18 protein-coding genes, 1 tRNA gene and 3 pseudogenes are annotated in these 20219 nt (G+C 63.9%); 10 read left to right on the top strand and 12 right to left on the bottom strand.

The genetic code is table 11. The features are described 5' to 3' along the window. Positions 1 to 17 precede the first annotated feature (17 nt). Positions 18 to 1265, bottom strand: coding sequence for an Nramp family divalent metal transporter (locus YO9_RS0107195; protein WP_016996862.1), 1248 nt, complete (start codon positions 1263 to 1265; stop codon positions 18 to 20). 130 nt (positions 1266 to 1395) lie between these two features. Here YO9_RS0107195 and YO9_RS0107190 point away from each other — a divergent pair. The 3 genes and pseudogenes from YO9_RS0107190 (at position 1396) to YO9_RS0107180 (ending at position 5784) form a co-directional block, all read left to right on the top strand. After that, positions 1396 to 3140 (top strand): annotated as a pseudogene (locus YO9_RS0107190) (ABC transporter ATP-binding protein). Then, positions 3137 to 5119 carry an ABC transporter ATP-binding protein gene (locus YO9_RS0107185; RefSeq protein ID WP_016996861.1) on the top strand — a complete coding sequence of 661 codons (1983 nt, stop codon included), beginning with the start codon at positions 3137 to 3139 and terminating at the stop codon, positions 5117 to 5119. The pseudogene YO9_RS0107190 and the gene YO9_RS0107185 overlap by 4 nt, the downstream one beginning before the upstream one ends. Before the next feature lie 137 nt (positions 5120 to 5256). Further along, positions 5257 to 5784: a TIGR03085 family metal-binding protein gene (locus YO9_RS0107180; RefSeq protein WP_223286251.1), complete on the top strand. Its 528-nt coding sequence runs from the start codon at positions 5257 to 5259 to the stop codon at positions 5782 to 5784. 139 nt (positions 5785 to 5923) lie between these two features. On the opposite strand, the gene YO9_RS0107175 is transcribed toward YO9_RS0107180, so the two are convergent. Then, entirely contained in the window at positions 5924 to 6430 is a 507-nt protein-coding gene (locus YO9_RS0107175) for a ferritin (protein WP_016996859.1), read from the bottom strand. Positions 6431 to 6606: 176 nt separating this feature from the next. Between YO9_RS0107175 and YO9_RS0107170 the strand changes: the two genes are divergently transcribed. Then, positions 6607 to 6680 (top strand) — tRNA-Thr (locus tag YO9_RS0107170). 322 nt (positions 6681 to 7002) lie between these two features. On the opposite strand, the pseudogene adhP reads toward YO9_RS0107170, so the two are convergent. Continuing rightward, a pseudogene (gene adhP, locus YO9_RS0107165) lies at positions 7003 to 8027 on the bottom strand (alcohol dehydrogenase AdhP). A gap of 171 nt (positions 8028 to 8198) precedes the next feature. Next, complete coding sequence (locus YO9_RS0107160) at positions 8199 to 9074, bottom strand: DsbA family protein (protein WP_016996857.1); 876 nt, start codon at positions 9072 to 9074, stop codon at positions 8199 to 8201. Positions 9075 to 9449: 375 nt separating this feature from the next. Here YO9_RS0107160 and YO9_RS21480 point away from each other — a divergent pair, with 375 nt between their 5' ends. Genes YO9_RS21480 through YO9_RS0107140 form a run of 6 tightly spaced genes read left to right on the top strand, consistent with a single transcriptional unit; the run spans position 9450 to position 12883 of the window. Next, positions 9450 to 9602 (top strand): hypothetical protein, encoded by a 153-nt coding sequence (locus YO9_RS21480; RefSeq protein WP_396350733.1) that lies wholly within the window; start codon positions 9450 to 9452, stop codon positions 9600 to 9602. After that, positions 9599 to 10807, top strand: coding sequence for an alpha,alpha-trehalose-phosphate synthase (UDP-forming) (locus YO9_RS0107155; protein WP_016996855.1), 1209 nt, complete (start codon positions 9599 to 9601; stop codon positions 10805 to 10807). The genes YO9_RS21480 and YO9_RS0107155 overlap by 4 nt, the downstream gene beginning before the upstream one ends. Further along, a complete protein-coding gene (gene otsB / locus YO9_RS0107150) occupies positions 10800 to 11414 on the top strand; it encodes a trehalose-phosphatase (RefSeq protein WP_223286248.1) in 615 nt (204 codons plus the stop codon). Before YO9_RS0107155 ends, otsB begins: the two co-directional genes overlap by 8 nt. After that, entirely contained in the window at positions 11411 to 11602 is a 192-nt protein-coding gene (locus YO9_RS0107145) for a trehalose-phosphatase (protein ID WP_016996853.1), read from the top strand. Before otsB ends, YO9_RS0107145 begins: the two co-directional genes overlap by 4 nt. A 1-nt stretch (position 11603) precedes the next feature. Then, entirely contained in the window at positions 11604 to 11918 is a 315-nt protein-coding gene (locus YO9_RS20735; protein ID WP_317259783.1) for a hypothetical protein, read from the top strand. Beyond that, positions 11882 to 12883, top strand: coding sequence for a DUF4032 domain-containing protein (locus tag YO9_RS0107140; RefSeq protein WP_317259782.1), 1002 nt, complete (start codon positions 11882 to 11884; stop codon positions 12881 to 12883). The genes YO9_RS20735 and YO9_RS0107140 overlap by 37 nt, the downstream gene beginning before the upstream one ends. Here the strand turns inward: YO9_RS0107140 and YO9_RS0107135 are convergent. The 8 genes and pseudogenes from YO9_RS0107135 to YO9_RS0107105 form a co-directional block, all read right to left on the bottom strand. Continuing rightward, positions 12825 to 13643, bottom strand: a complete 819-nt coding sequence (locus YO9_RS0107135; RefSeq protein WP_223286247.1) for a transporter substrate-binding domain-containing protein — start codon at positions 13641 to 13643, stop codon at positions 12825 to 12827. The genes YO9_RS0107140 and YO9_RS0107135 overlap by 59 nt on opposite strands. A gap of 214 nt (positions 13644 to 13857) precedes the next feature. Further along, positions 13858 to 14727, bottom strand: coding sequence for an amino acid ABC transporter ATP-binding protein (locus YO9_RS0107130; protein WP_016996852.1), 870 nt, complete (start codon positions 14725 to 14727; stop codon positions 13858 to 13860). After that, positions 14724 to 15678 (bottom strand): annotated as a pseudogene (locus YO9_RS0107125) (amino acid ABC transporter permease). The gene YO9_RS0107130 and the pseudogene YO9_RS0107125 overlap by 4 nt, the downstream one beginning before the upstream one ends. Positions 15679 to 15839: 161 nt before the next feature. Then, positions 15840 to 16436 carry a TetR/AcrR family transcriptional regulator gene (locus YO9_RS0107120; protein ID WP_016996850.1) on the bottom strand — a complete coding sequence of 199 codons (597 nt, stop codon included), beginning with the start codon at positions 16434 to 16436 and terminating at the stop codon, positions 15840 to 15842. Positions 16437 to 16438: 2 nt separating this feature from the next. Further along, positions 16439 to 17254: a ferritin family protein gene (locus YO9_RS0107115; protein ID WP_016996849.1), complete on the bottom strand. Its 816-nt coding sequence runs from the start codon at positions 17252 to 17254 to the stop codon at positions 16439 to 16441. A gap of 3 nt (positions 17255 to 17257) precedes the next feature. Continuing rightward, positions 17258 to 17443 (bottom strand): HAD family hydrolase, encoded by a 186-nt coding sequence (locus YO9_RS20730; protein WP_317259781.1) that lies wholly within the window; start codon positions 17441 to 17443, stop codon positions 17258 to 17260. Continuing rightward, complete coding sequence (locus YO9_RS0107110) at positions 17404 to 19515, bottom strand: SDR family oxidoreductase (RefSeq protein WP_317259780.1); 2112 nt, start codon at positions 19513 to 19515, stop codon at positions 17404 to 17406. The genes YO9_RS20730 and YO9_RS0107110 overlap by 40 nt, the downstream gene beginning before the upstream one ends. 100 nt (positions 19516 to 19615) lie before the next feature. Further along, a partial coding sequence (locus YO9_RS0107105; protein ID WP_016996848.1) for a hypothetical protein occupies positions 19616 to 20219 on the bottom strand: 604 nt, incomplete at its 5' end.

Below are 20219 nucleotides of genomic sequence, written 5' to 3'. Positions count from 1 at the left end.
GTGTGGTTTTTCTACCCCTAGGCCACACCGATTGCCATAAGTCCTAATAAGACAACGTTGAGTAGCACGACGATCCCGGCGCTCACCCAACCGAACCCCGAGAGCAACCGCCCGTTCGTGAACTCCCCGAGCAGGCGGCGTCGTCCGGTGAACCACACGAGCGGGACCAGGGCGAACGCGATCCCGAAACTCAAGACCACTTGGCTTCCCACGAGCGCGGCCGTGGGCTCGACACCCACCGCGAGCAGAATCACCGCTGGGATCATGGTGAAGATCCGGCGCGCGAACAACGGGATCCTGCGGTGCAGCAATCCGGCCGTCACCACGTCGCCGGCGTAGGAACCAACCGCCGTGGACGCGAGCCCCGATGCGAGTAACCCGATCGCGAACACGATCCCCACCGCGGGCCCCAGAGCCTCCGCAATGGCGGCGTGCGCCCCCTCAATAGTGTCCGTGCCGTCTACGCCGTAAAGATTGCGCGCGGCCAACAGCAGCATGCCCATATTGACCGACCCTGCGACGATCAGGGCGATCACCACGTCTACCCTCGTGGCTCGCAAGAGGTACTGCGTGTGGTGCACTCCGTGTGCGCCTCCGTGCCGATCGCGCGACAGTGCGGAGTGAAGGTAGATGGCGTGGGGCATGACCGTGGCACCCAGCATGCTCGCGGCCAGCACCAGGGACTGCGAGCCCTCCAACCGCGGCACCACACCGCCCAGCACCCCTGCCGGCTCGGGCGGCGCAACGACCAACCCCGCCAAGAAACCGGCGGTGATGATGCCCAGCATGGCGAGGATGACGGTCTCGAAAATCCGCTGTCCACGGCGGTTCTGAATGGACAGCACGGCCATTGAAATCACGGCCACGATCACACCACCCAGTGGCAGCGGAACTCCGAAGAGCAACCACAGTGCCAAAGCTCCGCCGATCACCTCCGCAACATCCGTGGCTACCGCCATCAGCTCGGCCTGCACCCAGTACGCGATACGCGCCTTCCGAGGCAGGGATTCCCCCACAACCTCCGGCAAAGACTTTCCCGTGACGATCCCCAACTTGGCCGAAAGGTACTGAATCACCATGGCCATCACGTTGGCGATCACCAGGACCCACACCAGCAGATATCCGAAACTCGCACCCGCACTGACATTGGCGGCGACATTCCCCGGGTCGACATAGGCAATGGCGGCCACGAACGCAGGACCCAACGCGGTGATGACGCGGCGGGTGGTCGGCCGGTTTTCGACCGTGGTCCTGCGGTTCAACAAGGCGTCTCCTCGGGCAGAAAGACAAAGTTTCGGTATACCGAAACTTTAGCCCGTTTGACTGTCTGAGCCCAGGCGTATCCTGTGGGTCATAGTCGAGCGTCGCTCACTAGGAACAAAGTCAGGACCCCGCATGCTCTTGCGTTTGCTGCGCACCTATTCCCGCGCCTACCGGCCCTGGATCATTGCCGTACTCATCTTCCAGTTGGCCTCCACCATCGCCACGCTCTACCTGCCGAGCCTCAACGCTCGGATCATCGACCAGGGCGTGGCCCGCGGCGACACCGATTACATCTGGCGTACCGGTGCGGTGATGCTGGGCGTTGCTTTCGTGCAGGTGATTGCCGCGGTGATTGCCGTCTACTGCGGTTCCCGTACGGCCATGGGACTGGGCCGGGATGTCCGGCGGTCGGTGTATCGCCAAGTCGGGTCCTTCAGCGCTCGCGAAGTGGGCAAGTTCGGTGCGCCCACCTTGATCACCCGTAACACCAACGACGTCCAGCAGATCCAGATGCTCACCCTCATGGGCCTGAACTTCATGGTCATGGCCCCCATCATGTGTGTGGGCGGCATTGTCATGGCCCTGCGCGAGGACCCAGGGTTGTCGTGGCTCGTGTGGGTTTCCATCCCAGTCATGGGCGTGCTGCTGGGCATTATCGTGGCCAAGCTGATGCCGTGGTTCCGCATCATGCAGGACCGGATCGACGGCATCAACGGTGTACTCCGCGAGCAGATCACCGGCATCCGCGTGATTCGGGCTTTCGTCAAGGAACGTCACGAGACGGAGCGATTCGCTCGCGCCAACCAGCAGCTCACGGACATCTCCGTGCAGATCGGCTCGCTGTTCGTCCTGATGTTCCCCATCATCAACATGATCATGCACATCGCCACCGCCGCAGTGCTGTGGTTCGGTGCCACCGCGTGGATCAGGGCCTCATCGAAGTCGGTTCACTGACCGCGTTCCTGCAGTACCTCCTGCAGATTCTCATGGCCGTCATGATGGGCACGTTCATGATGATGATGGTTCCCCGAGGCGTGGTGTGCGCCGAGCGCATCACCGAGGTGCTGGACACCGAACCCACCATGAACGCCCCGGCCCATCCCGTGGAACCCGCATCCCACAACGGCAGACTCGAGTTCCATGACGTCACGTTCCAGTACCCCGGTGCCGAGGCCCCCGTGCTGGACCGGATCAGCTTCACGGCCGTGCCGGGTCAGACCTTGGCCATCATCGGGGCGACCGGTTCCGGTAAGTCGTCCTTGGTCAACTTGATCCCGCGACTCTTCGACCCGGTCTCGGGGAAGGTCACCTTGGATGGCGTACCGTTGACCGAATACCCGCCCCAGCAACTGGCCTCGAGTGTGGGTCTCGTCCCGCAGAAGCCCTTCCTGTTCTCCGGCACCATTGCGTCCAACCTGCGGTTCGGCCGACAAGACGCCACGGACGAGGAACTCTGGGAAGCACTCGCCGTTGCACAAGCGGATGACTTCGTCCGGGAGAAGCCGGAGGGCCTGGATGCGCCCATCTCCCAGGGAGGCACCAATGTCTCGGGCGGTCAACGACAGCGGTTGTGCATTGCACGCGCCATCGTGACCAATCCGCGCGTGTACGTCTTCGACGATTCCTTCTCCGCCCTGGACGTCACCACGGACGCCAACCTGCGGGACGCCTTGCACGCGGTCACACGGAACTCCACCGTGGTCACCGTGGCGCAGCGCGTCTCCACGATCACCGGTGCGGATCAGATCCTGGTTCTCGAGCACGGCCGGATCACCGACCGAGGTACTCACCGGGAACTGTTGGACTCGAGCGACACCTATCGTGAAATCGTCGAGTCTCAGCTCAGCGCTGAGCAGAGCACCGGGGGGCTTTCATGAGCTACGAATCGGAAGCACCCGTCAAGAAGGCACGGCACTTCTGGCCCTCCGCAGTCCGCCTGGTCAAACTGTTGTTCCCGCACAAGCTGGCCCTGACCGTGGTCTTCGCGGCCGTGATCGTCTCCGTCGTGTTGAGTGTTTACGCACCACGAGTGCTGGGCCGCGCCATGGACGTGATCTTCGCCGGTGTGATCGGCCGAGAACTCCCCGAGGGTGCGGACAAGGCCCAAGTGGTCGACGGATTGCGAGCGCAGGGCCAGGACACCCTGGCGGACATGATGTCCGCCATCGATCTGGTCCCGGGACAAGGCGTGGACTTCACCATGTTGGGCACCCTGATCCTCACGGTGCTCGGCATGTATGCCGTCGCGTCACTGCTCATGTGGTTGCAGGGCTACATTCTGAACGTCGTGGTGATGCGCGTGGTGTACAACCTGCGCGCCGAGGTCGAACGCAAGATCAACGCCCTACCGTTGAGCTACTTCGACTCCCGGCAGCGCGGGGACGTGATGTCGCGGGTCACCAACGACGTGGACAACATTCAGACCGCCCTGCAACAAGCGTTTTCGCAGTTGGTGCAGAGCGTGCTCACGGTCATCGGTATCACGGTGATGATGTTCATCGTGTCCTGGCAGCTCGCGCTGGTGGCCCTGGTCGCGCTTCCGCTCTCCGCTGTGGCGGCCGGATTCATCGGTACGCGCTCACAGAAACTCTTCACCCAGCAGTGGGAGGCCACCGGACATCTTAACGGGCACATCGAGGAGTCCTTCTCCGGCCACGAACTGGTGCACGCCTACGGCCGCCAGCACGACATGGACGCCACGTTCGACGAGCGCAACGAGAAACTCTTCCAGGCGTCCTTCGGAGCCCAGTTCATGTCCGGCACCATCATGCCGGTCATGCAGTTCATCTCGTACCTGTCCTACGTGGGGATTGCCGTGTTCGGTGGTCTGCGCGTGGCCACCGGTCAGATAACTTTGGGTGACGCCACCGCGTTCATTCAGTACTCGCGCGAGTTCACGCAGCCGCTGTCCCAGGTGGCCGGCATGGCCACGCAGTTGCAGTCAGGTGTGGCCTCCGCCGAGCGCACGTTCGAGTTACTGGACGCTCAAGAGCAGGATCCCGAAACCGCTACCGAGCACCTGCCCGCTCGATCCAACGGACATGTGCGCTTCGACCATGTGAGCTTCTCCTACGACAAGGAGGCACTGGCCACTGGCGCTCACCCCCTCATCGAGGGCCTCTCGTTCGAGGCGCGTCCCGGCCACACTGTGGCGATCGTGGGTCACACGGGTGCGGGCAAGACCACTCTGGTGAACCTGATCCTGCGGTTCTACGAGATCGATGAAGGGTGCATCACCCTGGATGGCATCGACATCCGGGATCTGTCCCGAGACGAGCTGCGGTCCCAGGTGGGCATGGTGCTCCAGGACGCCTGGCTGTTCTCCGGCACCATCATGGAGAACATCCGCTACGGCCGCCAGGACGCCACCGACGAGGAAGTGATCGACGCTGCCAAGGCCACCTACGTTGACCGCTTCGTCCGTGCACTTCCCGATGGCTACGACACGCTGATCGACGAGGAGGGCGGTAGCATATCCGTGGGCGAGAAGCAGTTGATCACCATCGCCCGCGCGTTCTTGTCGCAACCGTCACTGCTGATCCTGGACGAAGCGACGTCGTCCGTGGACACCCGCACGGAACTGTTGGTGCAGCATGCGATGGCCGCGTTGCGTGCCCAGCGCACGTCGTTCGTGATCGCCCACCGACTGTCCACCATCCGCGATGCGGACACCATTCTGGTGATGGAGTCCGGCAAAATTGTGGAGCAAGGATCCCACGACGAGCTCATCGCTCTGGGCGGCCACTACTCCGATCTGTACGACTCGCAGTTCAATGCGCCGGAGGCGCAGGTCGATCCGCCGGAGCAGTCGGCAGAGTTGGGAACTGCTCAGGAAGCCCCCACCGAGGGTCGCTAGTAATCAGCACCCTGCCCGTCTACCGTGGAATCTGACCGTACGCACCGCTAGAACGGATGTTTCATGACTAATTTCGCCAATGTTGAACGTCGCCACTTAGCTGCTCTGTTGCGCCGCGTAGGTCCCGACGCCCCCACCTGTGCGAGGGCTGGAACGCGCGCGATCTGGCCGTCCACCTGGTGATTCGCGATGGCCGGCCCGACGCCGCTGTGGGCATCTTCGCACCCAAGGTCCCCGTTCTTGGTTCCCACTTCAAGACCGTGGAGAACAAGTACAACGACATGCCCTGGGAAGAGCTCGTCGATCTCGTGGAGCGCCCGCCGCTGTACTCCCCGGGTCGCTGGTCCCCCGTGGACAAGCGCATGAACACCGGTGAGTTCTTCGTTCACCACGAGGACGTTCGCCGTGCCCAGCCGCAGTGGCACGCACGGCAGTTGCTCCACGACGAGCAGAAGGACCTGTGGAACATCCTCAAGCTCATGGGACCTGCGTTGTTGCGCAAGGAATCCAACTCCGTGGTGCTGTTGGCCAACGGTTTCGGTGCCGTGCGCGGTGGCAAGCGTTCGGCCCGCCACGTGGACCTGGTTCGCGGTGAGCCTTCCGAATTGTTGTTGTGGGCCTTCGGTCGTCAGGAACAGGCGGACGTGGACATCACTCAGGAGTAGGCACGTCCCGTCACCTTGGGACCCGTTCGACGGAGACAATCCGACGGAAGGTTCCATGACGGAATCTAGACCGAGTGAGAAAGGCCGGCACTGCGTATACGCAGTGCGGCCTTTCTCACTCAGCCTGTGTTCGGTGAAACTAGGCGACGGTGGGTGCCTTGCGGGAGCCTAGTTCGGCGTCCAGACGCAGCAGGCCCGGGCCGTCGTTGTGGACCAGGCGAACCTGATCGCAGATGCCTTCTACGGTGGCTTCTTCTTCAACCTGCTCGTTGATGAACCAGTGCAGCAGCGGCATCGAGTCGATGTCGCCCTCTTCCTGTGCCAGGCGGTACAGGTTGCGGATGGACTCGGAGACCTTGCGCTCGTGGTTCAGCGCGGACTCGAAGCAGCCCAGAACGGACTTGTCCTGGATGTTGGGACCGGCCATGTCGCCGATCTGCGGATCTCCGCCGCGGTCCACCATGTGATCGATGAACTTCTCGGCGTGCGTGATTTCCTCCGCGGCCTGGGCGCGGAACCACTTGGCGAAGCCGGGCAGGCTCGCAACGTCCATTTCAATCGCGAGCTGGCGGTACACGACCGTGGCCTGCAGCTCCATGGTGATTTGATCGTTGATAGCTTCAGCAAGTTTTCCCTTGATTTCCATGATTGATATGAAAGCACGTTTGAGTCCCGCCCGATAGTGAGTAATTACTAACTAAGTACGGACGCCCTAAGTGGTGGAGATCTCCCCAGCCACGGCACCGCGGTTCGTGCAACCTCGCGTTGTCCAGTAATATGGAGCGGTCCCACCGCCGCGCCACAGCGCCCGGCAGCGGGCACGCCTCCTTAGCTCAGATGGCCAGAGCATCTGTCTTGTAAACAGAGGGTCGCCGGTTCGAATCCGGCAGGGGGCTCGCTACGACCAGCGGAAACGCTCACTCTTCACGGATGGGCGTTTTCTTTGTGTGTTGGGCGTGTGTTCCCGCCCCCGGCCAGGAACACTCCCCTGCGCTCCCCCGCCGACCCCAACTGGTCGTCCATCAGGTGTCATACCTGTCCAACGTCATCGCCGCTGACGCGTGCCCGACCCAACCGCGGTGAGCCCGATGCCGGGCGACACTTGAAGTCCTGGGCCCGCAAAGCTGGGCGGGAGAGCCGGACGCGTGGTTCGCGATGCTGCACACCGAGATCCTGGCGCGCCCGGCCCTGAGCACCGACGCAGAATAGCCGCGCGGCCTACTGGTACTTGATCACCACGCGGCCGTCGATCTTGGCGTGGTGCATCTCGTCGAAGATCTGGTTGATCTCCCCGAGCTCGCGGGTGTGGAAGGTGGGATGAATCAGGCCTCGGGCGTAGAAGTCCAGCGCCTCTTCCATGTCCTTGCGCGTGCCCACGATGGAACCGCGAATCGTGAGGCGCTTCAAAACGATGTCAAAAATCGGCGCGGGGAACTCTCCCGGGGGAAGACCGTTGAACACGATGGTTCCCTTGCGGCGGGTCATGCCGATAGCCTGCCCGAACGCATCCGGGTGCACGGCCGTGACCAGCACGCCGTGGGCGCCACCAATCTGCTCCTGAATGGCCTCGGCCGGATCTGCCGCAAACGCGTTGACGGCGACTTCCGCGCCGTGTTTCTTGGCCAGCGCGAGTTTGTCGTCCGCGACGTCCACCGCTGCGACCCGCATGCCCATGGCCACGGCGTACTGGACGGCCAGGTGCCCCAAACCGCCGATTCCGGAGATCACGACCCATTCACCGGGGCGCACCTCGGTTTCCTTGAGCCCCTTGTAGACGGTCACGCCGGCGCACAAGACGGGAGCCACCTCGTAGGGGTCCGCGCCCTCGGGAATCCGTGCTGCGAACTTGGCGTCCACCAGCATGTACTCGCCGAAGGATCCGTTGGTGGAGTAGCCCGAATTGGTCTGTTCCTCGCACAGGTTTCCCACCCGGCACGGCAGTACTGACAGTTGCCGCACGAGCTGCCCAGCCAGGCATTGCCGACCAGGTCGCCTTCCTTGAGGTCAGCCACGCCTTCGCCCACGGCCACCACGGTGCCCACACCCTCGTGACCCGGAATCAGGGGAAGCGTGGGTTTCACGGGCCAGTCCCCCTGGGCCGCATGGAGGTCAGTGTGACACACACCGGACGCGATCAGTTTCACCAGAACCTGACCCGGTCCCGGTTGAGGAACCTCGACCTCGTCGATGGTGAGTTCGTCGCCAAAGTTGTGAACCACTGCTGCCTGGAATGTCTCGCTCATCCTCATGCTCCTTTGCACGGTAGGGCTCGGTGCCGTTGCTGAAACCGCCTCAGCGGATTTTCAGTCTAGGAGACCTACATCACAGTCTCAATGGAGAAGCGGGCCCGGCACCGCGTGGTGCCGGGCCGCTTCAGCGAACTCCGCGGGGGCTTGTCAGCCCGCCAGAGGTCCTTAGTTCTTGGCCTCAATGGCGTCGTTGAGGGCCTTCTCGAAGTCACCCTGCGCGTAACGCTCACCGTCCACGAAGATGGTGGGCGTTCCGGCGATACCGTTGGCCACGGATTCCTGAGCCATCAGGTTCACCATGGGGCGGTAGGTGTTCTCGTCCAGCTGCTCCGCTGTGACGTTGGCACCGTGCTTGGAAGCGATCTCAGCGATCTCATCATTACTGAGACCACCGGAACCCTGGTGCGAGAAGATCTCCTTGGTGAAGTCCAGGTACTGCTCCGGGTCCACCTGCTCGGCCACCAGGTACGCGGCATTGGACGCACGCGAGGAGTAGGCGTCAGGGCTGCCGCTGTCCAGGAAGTTCAGGTTGCGGTTCTCCAGGGTTACGTCGCCGGAGAGCACCTTCTCCTTGATGAGATCAGCGTTCTCGGCCTCGAACTCGGCGCAGTGCACGCACTCGAAGTCCTGGAAGACCACCAGCTGGACCGGTTCTCCGTTGTCCTTGGCCTCATTGGCGTTCACGATGCCCGGAGGGGTCTTGGACTCATCGACGGTCTCGGGGCGCTCGGGGACATCGTTGATGTCACGCTCGTCCACGTCCGAGGTGTCCTGCAGAATCTGCGATTCGTTGAGCTGGATGCCGCCGTACTGGTTGGCGCTCGCGGGAACGGGGCCGGCCTCCGGAATCGTGTTCTTGTTGTTCTGCCAGATCACCAGGGCAATGATCAGTCCGATGACCAGCAACAAGGCGATGATGCCGGCGATCAGGCCCTTGGACTTGCCATTGGACTTACGCGCCTCGCGATCAGCGATCTGACGGGCACGTTCGCGCGCCTGATCCGCGGTCGACGATCCGGCCGTGTTTTTCTGGGAAGCCATGGAGTCCGTGATTCCTTCCGGTCAAATGATGTGTCACGTTCAGATTACCCGGACCCCGCGGTCACCACGATTCAGGGGTTGTCCAGAAAATGAGAGCTTCACACGCGGTCACCTTGTCCCCGCCCCGCCCAATAGTTAGTACGCAACCTTAGAATGGTTGCGGACCCGATCCCGTGGGCGGAAGGAGCTCGTTGTGCTGGCAGACCAATCCGATCATCAGGTGGAGGTGCCCCGCGACGGGTACGACTTTGTGGTCGTCTCCAACCGACTCCCCGTGGATCGCGATATCGACGAGAACGGCGAAAGCACCTGGCGCCGCTCCCCCGGCGGCTTGGTGAGCGCCTTGGCGCCGGTCATGGCAACGCGCGATGGCGCGTGGTCGGCTGGCACGGCGCCCCGGACGAGACTCTCGAGCCCTTCGACCACGATGTGTTCCATCTGGTGCCCGTGGGTCTGTCCGCGCTCGAGGTCGAGCGGTACTACGAGGCTTCTCCAACGCCACCCTGTGGCCGCTCTACCACGACGTGATCGCCCCGCCCGAGTTCCACCGAACCTGGTGGTACGCCTATCGCCGGGTCAACGAACGTTTCGCTCGCATGGCCGCTGAGACGGCCGCTCCCGGGGCCACGGTGTGGGTTCAGGACTACCAACTCCAGTTGGTGCCGCGCATGCTGCGCAAGCTCCGCCCGGATGTCACTATCGGCTTCTTCAACCACATCCCGTTCCCTCCCACCGAGATCTACTCCCAGTTGCCGTGGCGCAAGGCGGTCCTGGAAGGCCTCACCGGCGCGGACCTGATCGGCTTCCAACGTCCCGGGGACGCACAGAACTTCCAACGCTGCGTGCGCAAGTTTCTGGGGGTGCGCTTCACCAACGGCGCCGCCGAGTTCTCGGAGGCGGCCATCGCCGACGACGCCGCCGCGGCGTCGTCGTCCGCGCCCGCCCAGGACGAGAACGCGACCGAGGACCAGGAAACGTCGTGGACCGTCCACGCGGCGGCCTACCCCATCTCCATCGACGTGGAGGCCATCCGGGAACTGGCCTCGGACCCCAAGACCAAGAAGCGCGCCAGGGAGATCCGGCAGGAGCTGGGTAACCCGGAGACCATCTACCTGGGTGTGGACCGGTTGGACTACACCAAGGGAATCCTGCACCGCATCAAGGCCTACGGTGAGCTACTGGAGGACGAGAAGCTGACGGTCGAGAACTCAGCGCTGATCCAGGTGGCCAGCCCGTCCCGCGAGCGCGTGGACTCTTATATCCAGCTGCGCGAACAGGTCGAGGGCATGGTGGGGCGGATCAACGGCCAGTTCGACACCATGGCCCACACCGCCGTGCGCTACCTGCACCATGGCTATCCCTTCGAGGAAATGGTGGCCCTCTACATGGCGGCGGACGTGATGCTCGTGACCGCGCTGCGCGACGGCATGAACCTGGTCGCCAAGGAGTACGTGGCCGCCAAGCAGGATCGCTCGGGTGCACTGGTGCTGTCCGAATTCACGGGCGCAGCAGAGCAACTCAAGCAAGCGATCCTGGTGAACCCGCACGACATCGACGGCCTGAAGGGAGCCATGCTGTACGCCCGCGACATGTCCGGGGCGGAGGCCAAGAAGCGGATGAGTTCCATGCGCCGACAGGTGCTCACCCACGATGTGGTGGACTGGTCCCAGCGGTTCCTCGAGGATCTCGCGAAGTACGGCAAGCAGTCGGCAGAAAGTGACTCCGATGACTGAAACGCTCAGCGAAGCTTTGGCCCGGGCTGCGGACGCGGATCACCTGTTGATCGCGCTCGATTTCGACGGCACGCTGGCGCCTTTCACCGAGGACCCCGCCGATTCCCGCCCGTTGCCCGACGCTCGGGCCGCTCTGGACGACCTGGCCGTGCTGCCCCGCACCACAGTGGCGATCATTTCCGGGCGGCCCTTGGATTTCCTGCGGGACGTGGTGGACCCCGCTCGCCACATGGTGCTCTCCGGTTCGCATGGTGCGGAGATGGACCTGTCCGCCTTGCCGGATCTTCCGGAAGACACCGAACACGACATCAACCTGACCTCGGAACAGTTGGCCCTGCTGGACCGTGCGGTGGACGCGACCGAGGAAATGGTGTCCCGGTACCCGGGTTCCCGCGCGGAGCTGAAACCCGCCGGTGTGTGTTTCCACACGCGCCCCATCAAGGACGCTGATGTGGCCGAGAAAGCGCTCGACGAGATGACCCGCGCCTATTCGGATCTGGAAGGTTTGCGCATCACTCCCGGCCAACAAGTGGTGGAGTGCTCGGTGTTGAGCGCCACCAAGGGGGACGGGCTGCGGATCATCAAGCCGCGGCCACACCGGACGTGACAATATTCGCGGGTGACGACGTCACCGACGAGGACGCCATGGAGCTGCTGACCGGCCAGGATGTCGGGATCAAGGTGGGCGACAAGGAGACCGTGGCGGCCCAACGAGTGAGTGGCCCGCAAGAACTCGCCGACCTCTTGGGCGTTTTTGCCGACCAACGAGCACGCGCGGTGACTAGCATCAAGTGACATGAACGCCTCCCCGGCACCAGCACCGCTCGGTTCACCCGCCCCCACCGGTTCCCGACGGGTCTCGATCAACACCGCGTTCCCGGACCCGGCACTGTTGGACCTGCCCTGGCACATCCCCCTCGAGGAATGGCCACCCGAGGTTCTGGCGGCCTACCCGCGCGGAATCTCGCGCCACGTGGTGCGGTTCGCGCACGTGGGCTCCAAGGTCGTGGCCGTCAAGGAAACCACCCCTCACTACGCTCAGCGGGAGTACGGGCTGTTGCGGCGCTGTTGCGCATGGGCACGCCGTCGGTCACCCCCGACTCAGTGGTGACCAATCGCTTCACCGAAGAGGGCGAGCCGCTGCCCGCAGCGCTCGTGACGGATCATCTGAGTTTCTCCCTCCCCTACCGAGCCATCTTCGAGCAGGTTCCCTCCCCTCAAACGGTCGAGCTGCTCGTGGACGCGCTGGCATCTCTGATCGTCCAGTTGCACCTCTCGGGGTTCTACTGGGGCGATGTCTCGCTGTCGAACACGCTGTTCCGACGGGACGCCGGCCATTTCGCCGCATACCTGGTGGACGCCGAAACCGGTGAGATTCACGACCAGCTCTCCCGCGGCCAGCGCGAATACGACATCGAACTGGCACGCACCAACGTGGCCGGGGAGATCATGGACCTGCTGGCTGGTGAACACATGCAACAGCGGCTCGAGGAAGTGGGCCTGACCCCGGAGGACGTCGATCCGTTCGAAATCTCGGACCGCCTGGTCTCGACCTACAACAACCTGTGGGAAGAACTCACGGCGGAGGAAAGCTTCGCCCTCGACGAGCGCTGGCGCGTGCAGGCTCGAGTGGAACGGCTGAATGAACTGGGCTTCGACGTGGAAGAAGCCTCCCTGGAATCGGATGACTCCGGGCAGGTACACCTTCGTCCTCGTGTGGTCGAACCCGGTCACCACTCGCGGCGACTGCTGCACCTCACAGGTTTGGACACCCACGAGAATCAAGCCCGCCGTATCCTCACGGACATCGGCCAGTTCGGCCAGGCCCTGTACCCAGGCCTCCCCGAGGACCTCACGGCGCAGTTGTGGATGCGTGAGATCTTCGTGCCCATCATGGAGGCGGTCCCGGCGGAAATGCGGCGCAAGCTCGAATCCGCGGAGATCGTCCACGAGGTCCTGGAGCACCGCTGGTTCATGTCCGAGAAGGCCGGGAAGGACATTTCCACGGACAAGGCTGTCAAGGACTACGTGAAGTCGCAGCTCGCCAAGCGGCCGGACGAGAAGGACATTTTCTAGCCCGCGCGGAAACCGCTAAGGCATCCCCGTCTTCTCTGTCACGATCAATGATTCCGGCAGGAATTCTTCTTCCAGCCCCCAGCGTTTGAGCTTCGCGGTACTCGCCGGAGGAAATCGCCGACTGCAGAGCCGCCTGGAACGGCCTGACCAGCCCCGAGTCCTTGAGGGTCGTTGCCGCGACCAGGGTGGAGTTGGGCCAGCCGGCGCTGATCCTCCCCCGGACCTCCAGGTCATCTCGGGTGGCCGCGTAATAGGCCCCTGTCGGGAACGGGGACAGGTAGTAGTCGATTCGCCCGGCTGCGAGCGCAAGCACGGCGTTGGTGTTGTCCAAGTACAGGTCCAGGGCGGCGGGTTCCTTCCCGTCCGCCTCCAGTTGCTCGTTCCAGGCCATGACGATCTTTTCCTGGTTGGTCCCCGGAGTGACCGAGATGATCCGACCCGAGATGTCGTCCGGGGAACTCACCACGGGCCCCTGGCCCTTGCGCGCCAGGAATCCCATGTACGCAGCACGGTACGTCGCGAAATCGTAGAGCTTGAGCCGAGGCTCGGTCACGCCCACATTGGCGAAGGCCGCGTGATACTCGTTGGCACCCAGCTTGAGCGGCCAGTTCTCCCACGAGGTGACCTGCGGGTTGAGTTCGAGCCCCAGCTTGTCCGCGATCAGGTAGGCGGTGTCCACTTCGGAACCGATCGGTGTCACGTCGTCGGTTGCGCTGAACGCCAGCGGCGGCGAGGTGTTGAGCACACCCACGGTGAGCACGCCACCCGCCGCGATTTTCTCGGGCAGCAGGCCCGCGCGGCGGGGTCAACCTCCGAACGCACCCGGCTGTTCTGCTCCGGGCTCAGGTCGAACGGCACCCCGTCCTCTCGCGTCGGCTGCGGTTGCTCGGGATGGGTGCACGCGGTGAGGCCCAGTAGCCCTAACCCTCCGATTCCGGCCGCGCGCAGCACCGTGCGGCGGTCCATTGCCCGGCTCACAGGTTGTACGCCGGTTCCAGGACCGACCCCAGGAACGCCCGGGTCCGTTCGTGCTTGGGCGCGGAGAAGACTTCGCGCGGCGGGCCTTGTTCAACCACCAGCCCGTCGGACATGAAGATCACGGTGTCGGCGACGTCGCGCGCGAACCCCATCTCGTGCGTCACCACCAGCATGGTCACGCCCTGCGATGCGAGGTCGCGGATCACGTCCAGCACTTCGCCGACCAGCTCGGGGTCCAAGGCCGAGGTCGGCTCGTCGAAGAGCACCACGGCCGGATCCAGGGCGAGCGTGCGCGCAATGGCCACACGTTGCTGTTGGCCACCGGACAGCTGCCGTGGGAAGGCCAGTTCCTTGTCCTCCAGGCCCACGCGCTTCAGCAGTTCCCGGGCCTTGGCCTTGGCTTCCGCCTTGGACCGCCCCAGGGCCGAAATCTGGGCCTCCATCACGTTGTCGAGCACGCGCAGGTGTGGGAACAAGTTGAACTGTTGGAAGACCATGCCAACGTTGGTGCGCCGGCGCAGGATCTCTTTCTCGTGCAGTTCGTAGAGTTTGTCGCCACGCTGTTCGTAGCCCACCATTTTGCCGTCGATGGTGATGCGGCCGGCGTCGATGTTCTCCAAGTGGTTCACGGTGCGCAGCAGCGTGGTCTTCCCCGATCCCGAGGGACCCAGGATGGCAGCGACCTCGCCGGGCTTGATGTCCAGGCTGACGCCTTCGAGCACGCGCACGTCCCCAAAGGACTTGTAGACGTTCTCGATCACCACGTGTCCCTTGGCGGGCCGGGACTTCTCTTCCTGGGCTTGGTCCTGGACCTGGCCTTGGGTGGACTCGGACGGGTTCTGCTGGTCGTTCGCGTGCGAGCTCATCGTGCGCCTCCGATGCGGGAGCGCAGCCGCTGCAGCGGAGTGGGCGGAAGAGTCCGCACCGCACCGCGCGCAAAATGACGCTCCACGTAGTACTGAATGATGTTGAGCACGGTCGTGATGATCACGTACCACAGCGTGGCCACCAGCAGCATGGGGATGACCTCATTGGTGCGGGCGTAGATCACCTGGATCGTGTAGAAGAGCTCGTTGTAGGCCAGCACGTAGACCACCGAGGTGCCCTTGACCAGGCTGATGATCTCGTTGAAGGCCGGCGGCAGGATGGAGCGCAGTGCCTGGGGCAGCACGATGTGTGTGGAACGGCGCCAGCGCGGAATACCCAACGACGCCGCCGCCTCCTGTTGGCCTTGATCCACCGCCAGGATGCCGCCGCGGATGATCTCCGCTGAGTACGCGGCTGGTGCAACGTCAGGCCCAGCACTGCGGCACCGAATTTGTTGATGATGTCGGTGGTGGGTGCTTCGAAGAACGTCACGTCCGTCCCCGGGATGCCCACGCTGATCACCTCGTAGAGGTAGCCCACGTTGTACCAGAGCAACAGCTGAACCAGCAGCGGCACGGAGCGGAAGATCCAGATATAGAACCACGCGACGGAGGACAACAGTCCAGAACTGGACATCCTCATGAGTGCCAGGAAGAACCCGAGCACGAACCCACCCACGGCCGCAATCGCGGTGAGCAACAGGGTGTTAGCAAGTGCGCGGATCACGGATTCCGCGGTGAACCATTCGGCCACCACACCCCACTGCCAGCGGGGATTGGTGAACAAGGACCACACGATGCCGAACAGCACCAGGCGACCAGGGCGGTCCCCACCCAGCGCCAGGGATTTCGTGCTGGCACCACGGTCAAGGCCTCTGGCCGCTGTGGTGGCGCTGCGGGCGGACCCGAGTGCTCGGTGCCCGCGGGCGCGGCGGTGGATGACGGTGTCACGCGATACTCCTGGACTGTCACGGGTGGGAGTCACCGCTCCACGCGGCAACGTCATTCACCGTAGGAGGTTCACGGTCCCGGCACCCAAATGGCAGACCCAAAACTTCATACTTGCGGTTCTCGACACATCGCTTCCCGAGATTTCCGAGTGCGCGTGGCCCTTATTCCGTGCGCTCGGCGGCCACCAGGTTTGTCAGCGTCGCGTGCACGCGGGCCGGCCAGTCCTCGCCCAAGCTGCCGTATCGGGCCACGTGCGCGTAGGAGGCGCCCAGCATGAAGTCGATGACCACGTCCAGGTCCACGTTCTCGCGAATCAAACCGAGTTCGACGTCTCGTTGCAGCAGATCCCGGAGGATTTCCATGCGAGGCCTGATGATCTTGCGCCGCAGTACCTCGGAAGTGGTCGAGTGCGGATCCTGCAGTAACGTCAACGCCACGCCCTTGCCCATGTCTTCGAACAACACCTCGATCGCTTCACGCATGGTGTCCTCCCAGTCCCCCGAGCTGGGGGGAACCGGTGGCAGGGTGGTGTACACCTGCTCCAGAACGGCCTCGAGCAGTTCGTCACTGTTGTTGTACCGCCGGTAGATCGAGGTCTTGGCGACACCCGACACGAGCGCCACCGCCTCGATGGTGACCTTCTGGGGGCCGGACTCGCGCAGCAGTTTCAACGCACCGGCCAGGATCTTTCGATCGGTGCGCGCGGTGCGCGGATCCGTTGCCGCTCCCCGTTCCGGCGTGGGCGTGTCGACCACCATGTTCAGGCCGATACGGTTTCCGAGCGGTGAACTCCGCGCGCGTGCGCAGTCGCGTTGTGGAAGATCCGCAGGCCGTCCATCCCCGGCAACTTGGCGATGTTGTGATCCAGTCGATCGATCTCGTGAGCGCCGTCCTGCCCGCCGAAAAGCTCACGCATCACGTGTTCCACTTCGTCCGGGTCCATGACCCCGGAGCCCACGGGCGCCCAGAATTTCCGCAGGGCGAACCGAGTGAGCCGCTGGGCCTTGCGGGAGGTTTCCAAGCGGCGTCGGGCCTGGGTCGCGTAGAACGCAACGTGACGTGATTCCTGCGCGGCGATCCGCTTGAGCAGAACCGCAAGCACCGGGTGCTTCTCGAGGTCTGCCAGTCGACGGTAGGCCGCCACCGCGGACCACTCGTTGGCCGCGCCCCACGCCATGTGGGTTGCAATGAAATCCGCGCCCACCATATTGGACAGCAACGACTGTTTGAGCGGCTTGAGGGACTCGGACCAACCGAGCTTCATCCGCTTGGCCTTGAGCTCGTCGTAGTCGACCACAATGCCGTGCAGCCCCAGAACCTCGGCGAGCGCCTCACTATGCCAGTACTCCTCGCGATTCCACATGGTCATGAACGTGGAAACGTCCTTGTCCTGGTGCGAGGGAGTCACCAACATGTCTCGCATGTAGCACACCGTGTGGTACTCCACATCGCACATGTATCGCAGGCAGCGCAGGGTGTTCTCGGGCAAGGGACGGGTGATGAATTCACCCATGTCCAGGTCAGCCCATTTCACACGCTGCGAGGTCTCCGCGAACTTGTCGATGTTGAAGGCCATGGCTCAGGCTTTCCTCCAGTCCTCGATGGGCCAGTGCGACTTCTTGGCGCGGCGGTACAGCGGCAGATCGGGGTTCACTGCGTACGCGTGACCGACCTGGGACAGCCAGCTGGCATCCGCCACGGAATCGCCGTAACCGTAGGAACGACTCAGATCGAACCCGTTCTCCTCCGCGTAGCGCTTGAGCACTGAGCACGGGCCTCATCCACGAGCGGCGGGGTCGCCAGGTAACCGGTGAGCTTACCGTCGGCAACTTCCATGCGTCCTGACACCACGTGGTCGAACAACTCCGCGATCGGGCTCACCAACAGGTCCAGGGAGCCCGTGACCAGCACGGTGTGGTGGCCGGCCGCGCGGTGCTCCTCGATCCGCTGCAGGGCACCCGGTCGCAAGCTCTTCTCCATGGTGCGCCCCAGCGAACCGTTCATGAGCTCTTCCACGCGCTCCACGGACACGCCCTCGTAGCGGCGCAGGAACGCGCGGATGAACTCGCCGCGGTCACGGCGTTCCGCCTTCACGTAGGTGGGTGCGTTGCCGAGCAGCTCGGTGATCTCACCGGGCCACTGCACCGGGCTCAGCTCGCGGCGGCGCAGCTTGGCGTATTGGGTGATGATGTTGCCCGAGACCACGGTGCCCTCGAGGTCGAAGACGGCCACCACGTCGGTGCCGGACTTGAGGCCGCGCGGACGGGACTCACGCTTGCGGGAGGCCGCCTTCAAACGGCCGTAGGCTCGGGTCATCTCGGTGAGCGCGGGCAGGTGCACGTTCTGCCAGTAATCCCGCCAATCGATGGCGCGCGGGTCGAAGTGCTGGTCCTCGGGCGCGGATTCGGGCAGGGCCCGGTCGAGACGACGCGTGTGAGTGTCGTCGAAAATCATTTCCGTGCGCGTGTAGTTCTGATACAGGTCCACGTAGGTGCGCAGCGAACCCAGGCCGGTCTGCATCCGGTGCAGCGAGTTGGTCCACTCCCGGGTGCGTGCCGTGGCCGGCAGGACGGCGCTCAGTTTGCCACCGGCGGCGGCGAGCTTTTCCTTGAGCGCAAGCCCTCGCTCCACGGCGTTGTTGGCCGGGAACTTCCACACGGGAACCGTGATGGGGTTGCCGTTGGAGTCCTCGAGCGGCTGGGCCAGGAAGAATTCGCGCACGTTCTCGTACATCTGGTGGAACGGCAGCGGGTTCGATGCGCCCGAGCACACCTGGTAGTAGGCCGCCTGCGGGTCGATGTCCGTTTCCTCGGTCAGCTCGCCCGACGGCGCTCGGTGACCTTGCGTGACCAGGGCCACGATCGCGTTGACCACGAAGTCGACCGGGATCACGTCCAGCACCGAGTCGGGCAGCCCCGGGAACTCGGGCAGCGCGCCCTTGGCATAGGCCATGATGAGTGGGTCCGCCACCTTGTAGCCATCGATCCAGCCAGGGAACGGGTAGCGCAGCGCGGACTCGATGATCGCCGGGCGCACGATGGACAGCTGGTGTCCCGCGCCGGCCCACTTCTCCTCCGCAACGCGTTCGCCCAGTGCCTTGGTGAAGGTGTAGATGTCGGTCCAGCCCAGGGACTGCGCACGGGTGCGTCCGTGGTCGACCAGTCGTTCCTGGACCCACGCCAGACGGGCCTCTTCCGCGGCGCGGGCCACGGACTTGGGACCTTCCTTGCCGAACTGCGCGGTGGCCTTCTCGATGAAGGACTGCAGCCGCTCCGGGGAGCGGGACTCAACCTGCGCGGTGTCCGCGGCGCGAATGGCTGCCTCGAACTCCACGTTCCAGTCCACGCTGTGGTCGACGGGGGCTTCCGGACGCAGGCCCTTGGCGATACCGCCCACATAGCACGTGGACACGTGCACCACGTGCGGGTCCTGGCCGGTGGCACGCAGGGACTCGTACAGTCCCACGGCACCGCCCACGTTGGTCTTGAAGGCCTCGTCGATGGGCGGATCGAAGGACACCGTTGAGGCGGAGTGCACGACCACGTCAAAGGGTTCGGTGATGCTCGCCAGACCCGTGAGGTCGCCCTCGAGGACACTGGTCCGCTCGGCAAAGATCTCCTCGGCGCGTTCCTTACCCACAGACTCACGCCAGGTCTTGAACACGGGCTTGCGCAGCAACTGCTTCAGCCGAGCCTGCCCGGACAGCGAACCCTTGGGGCGGATCACCGCGGTGACATGAATATCGTCGTGGCTGGAGAGCAAGCGTTCCAGGACCGCCTGCCCCAGGAACCCGGTGGCTCCCGTGAGCAGGACGCGCTTGGTGGTGGTCTGGGTCAACGGGTTCCTCCGGAGGTTGGAATGTTCAGGCACGCGCTTCGCGTGGGTGCGGGGCGGATGTTGGCCGACCCTTCGGTTTCAACTGCTTGGGTTCAACAACTTAGAAAAGAGCGTAGCGGTTCACCACTCCATCGCGTTCGAGGGCCCGGCGTAACGGTTCCGTCCCCGCGGTTTCGGGACTGCTTTGCAGAGGCTCGTCGGCTCGCTGCAATAAAAGGTTGGTATCACCGACCGTGGGACACACGCTGGCGACGAACTCCCGGAACGCCTTGCGTGAGACCCCCACGGGTCGCAAGGGGTTGAACCCGAAGGACAGGTAGCGGCGCGCGAAACTCGCCGCACGGGGTGAACGACGCACCCGCTCAGAGGCCTCGACCGTGAAGAACCGCTGGTGGACGGCTTTGAGCTCTGCCACCCGCTGAAGGAGAGCCGAAAGTTCCGGGTGGCCGGCGGCGTCGTCGAACCTTTCCAGCGCAGCTCGCGTGGCGGCCTCGCGAGACCAGCCGCGCGCCATCTGCCCCGCCACAATGTCCTCGCCGAACAGGTTGGTCCACACGGAATCGGTGACGGGCGCCAGGTTGTCGAGCGTCATTTCCACCCGATCGAGAAATAAATGGTCGTGCTCCACGGGCTCGGCGACGTTCTGCCCGTGCGCCTCGAGGACGGCCTGATAGGCGTCGGCGATCCAGTGGCGTTCATAAGCC

Origin of the sequence: Kocuria atrinae C3-8 (assembly GCF_000286355.1) — a bacterium.
In the GTDB taxonomy this organism is placed as follows: Bacteria; Actinomycetota; Actinomycetes; order Actinomycetales; family Micrococcaceae; genus Kocuria; species Kocuria atrinae_A.
This window is presented reverse-complemented; position numbering and strand designations above follow the sequence as displayed.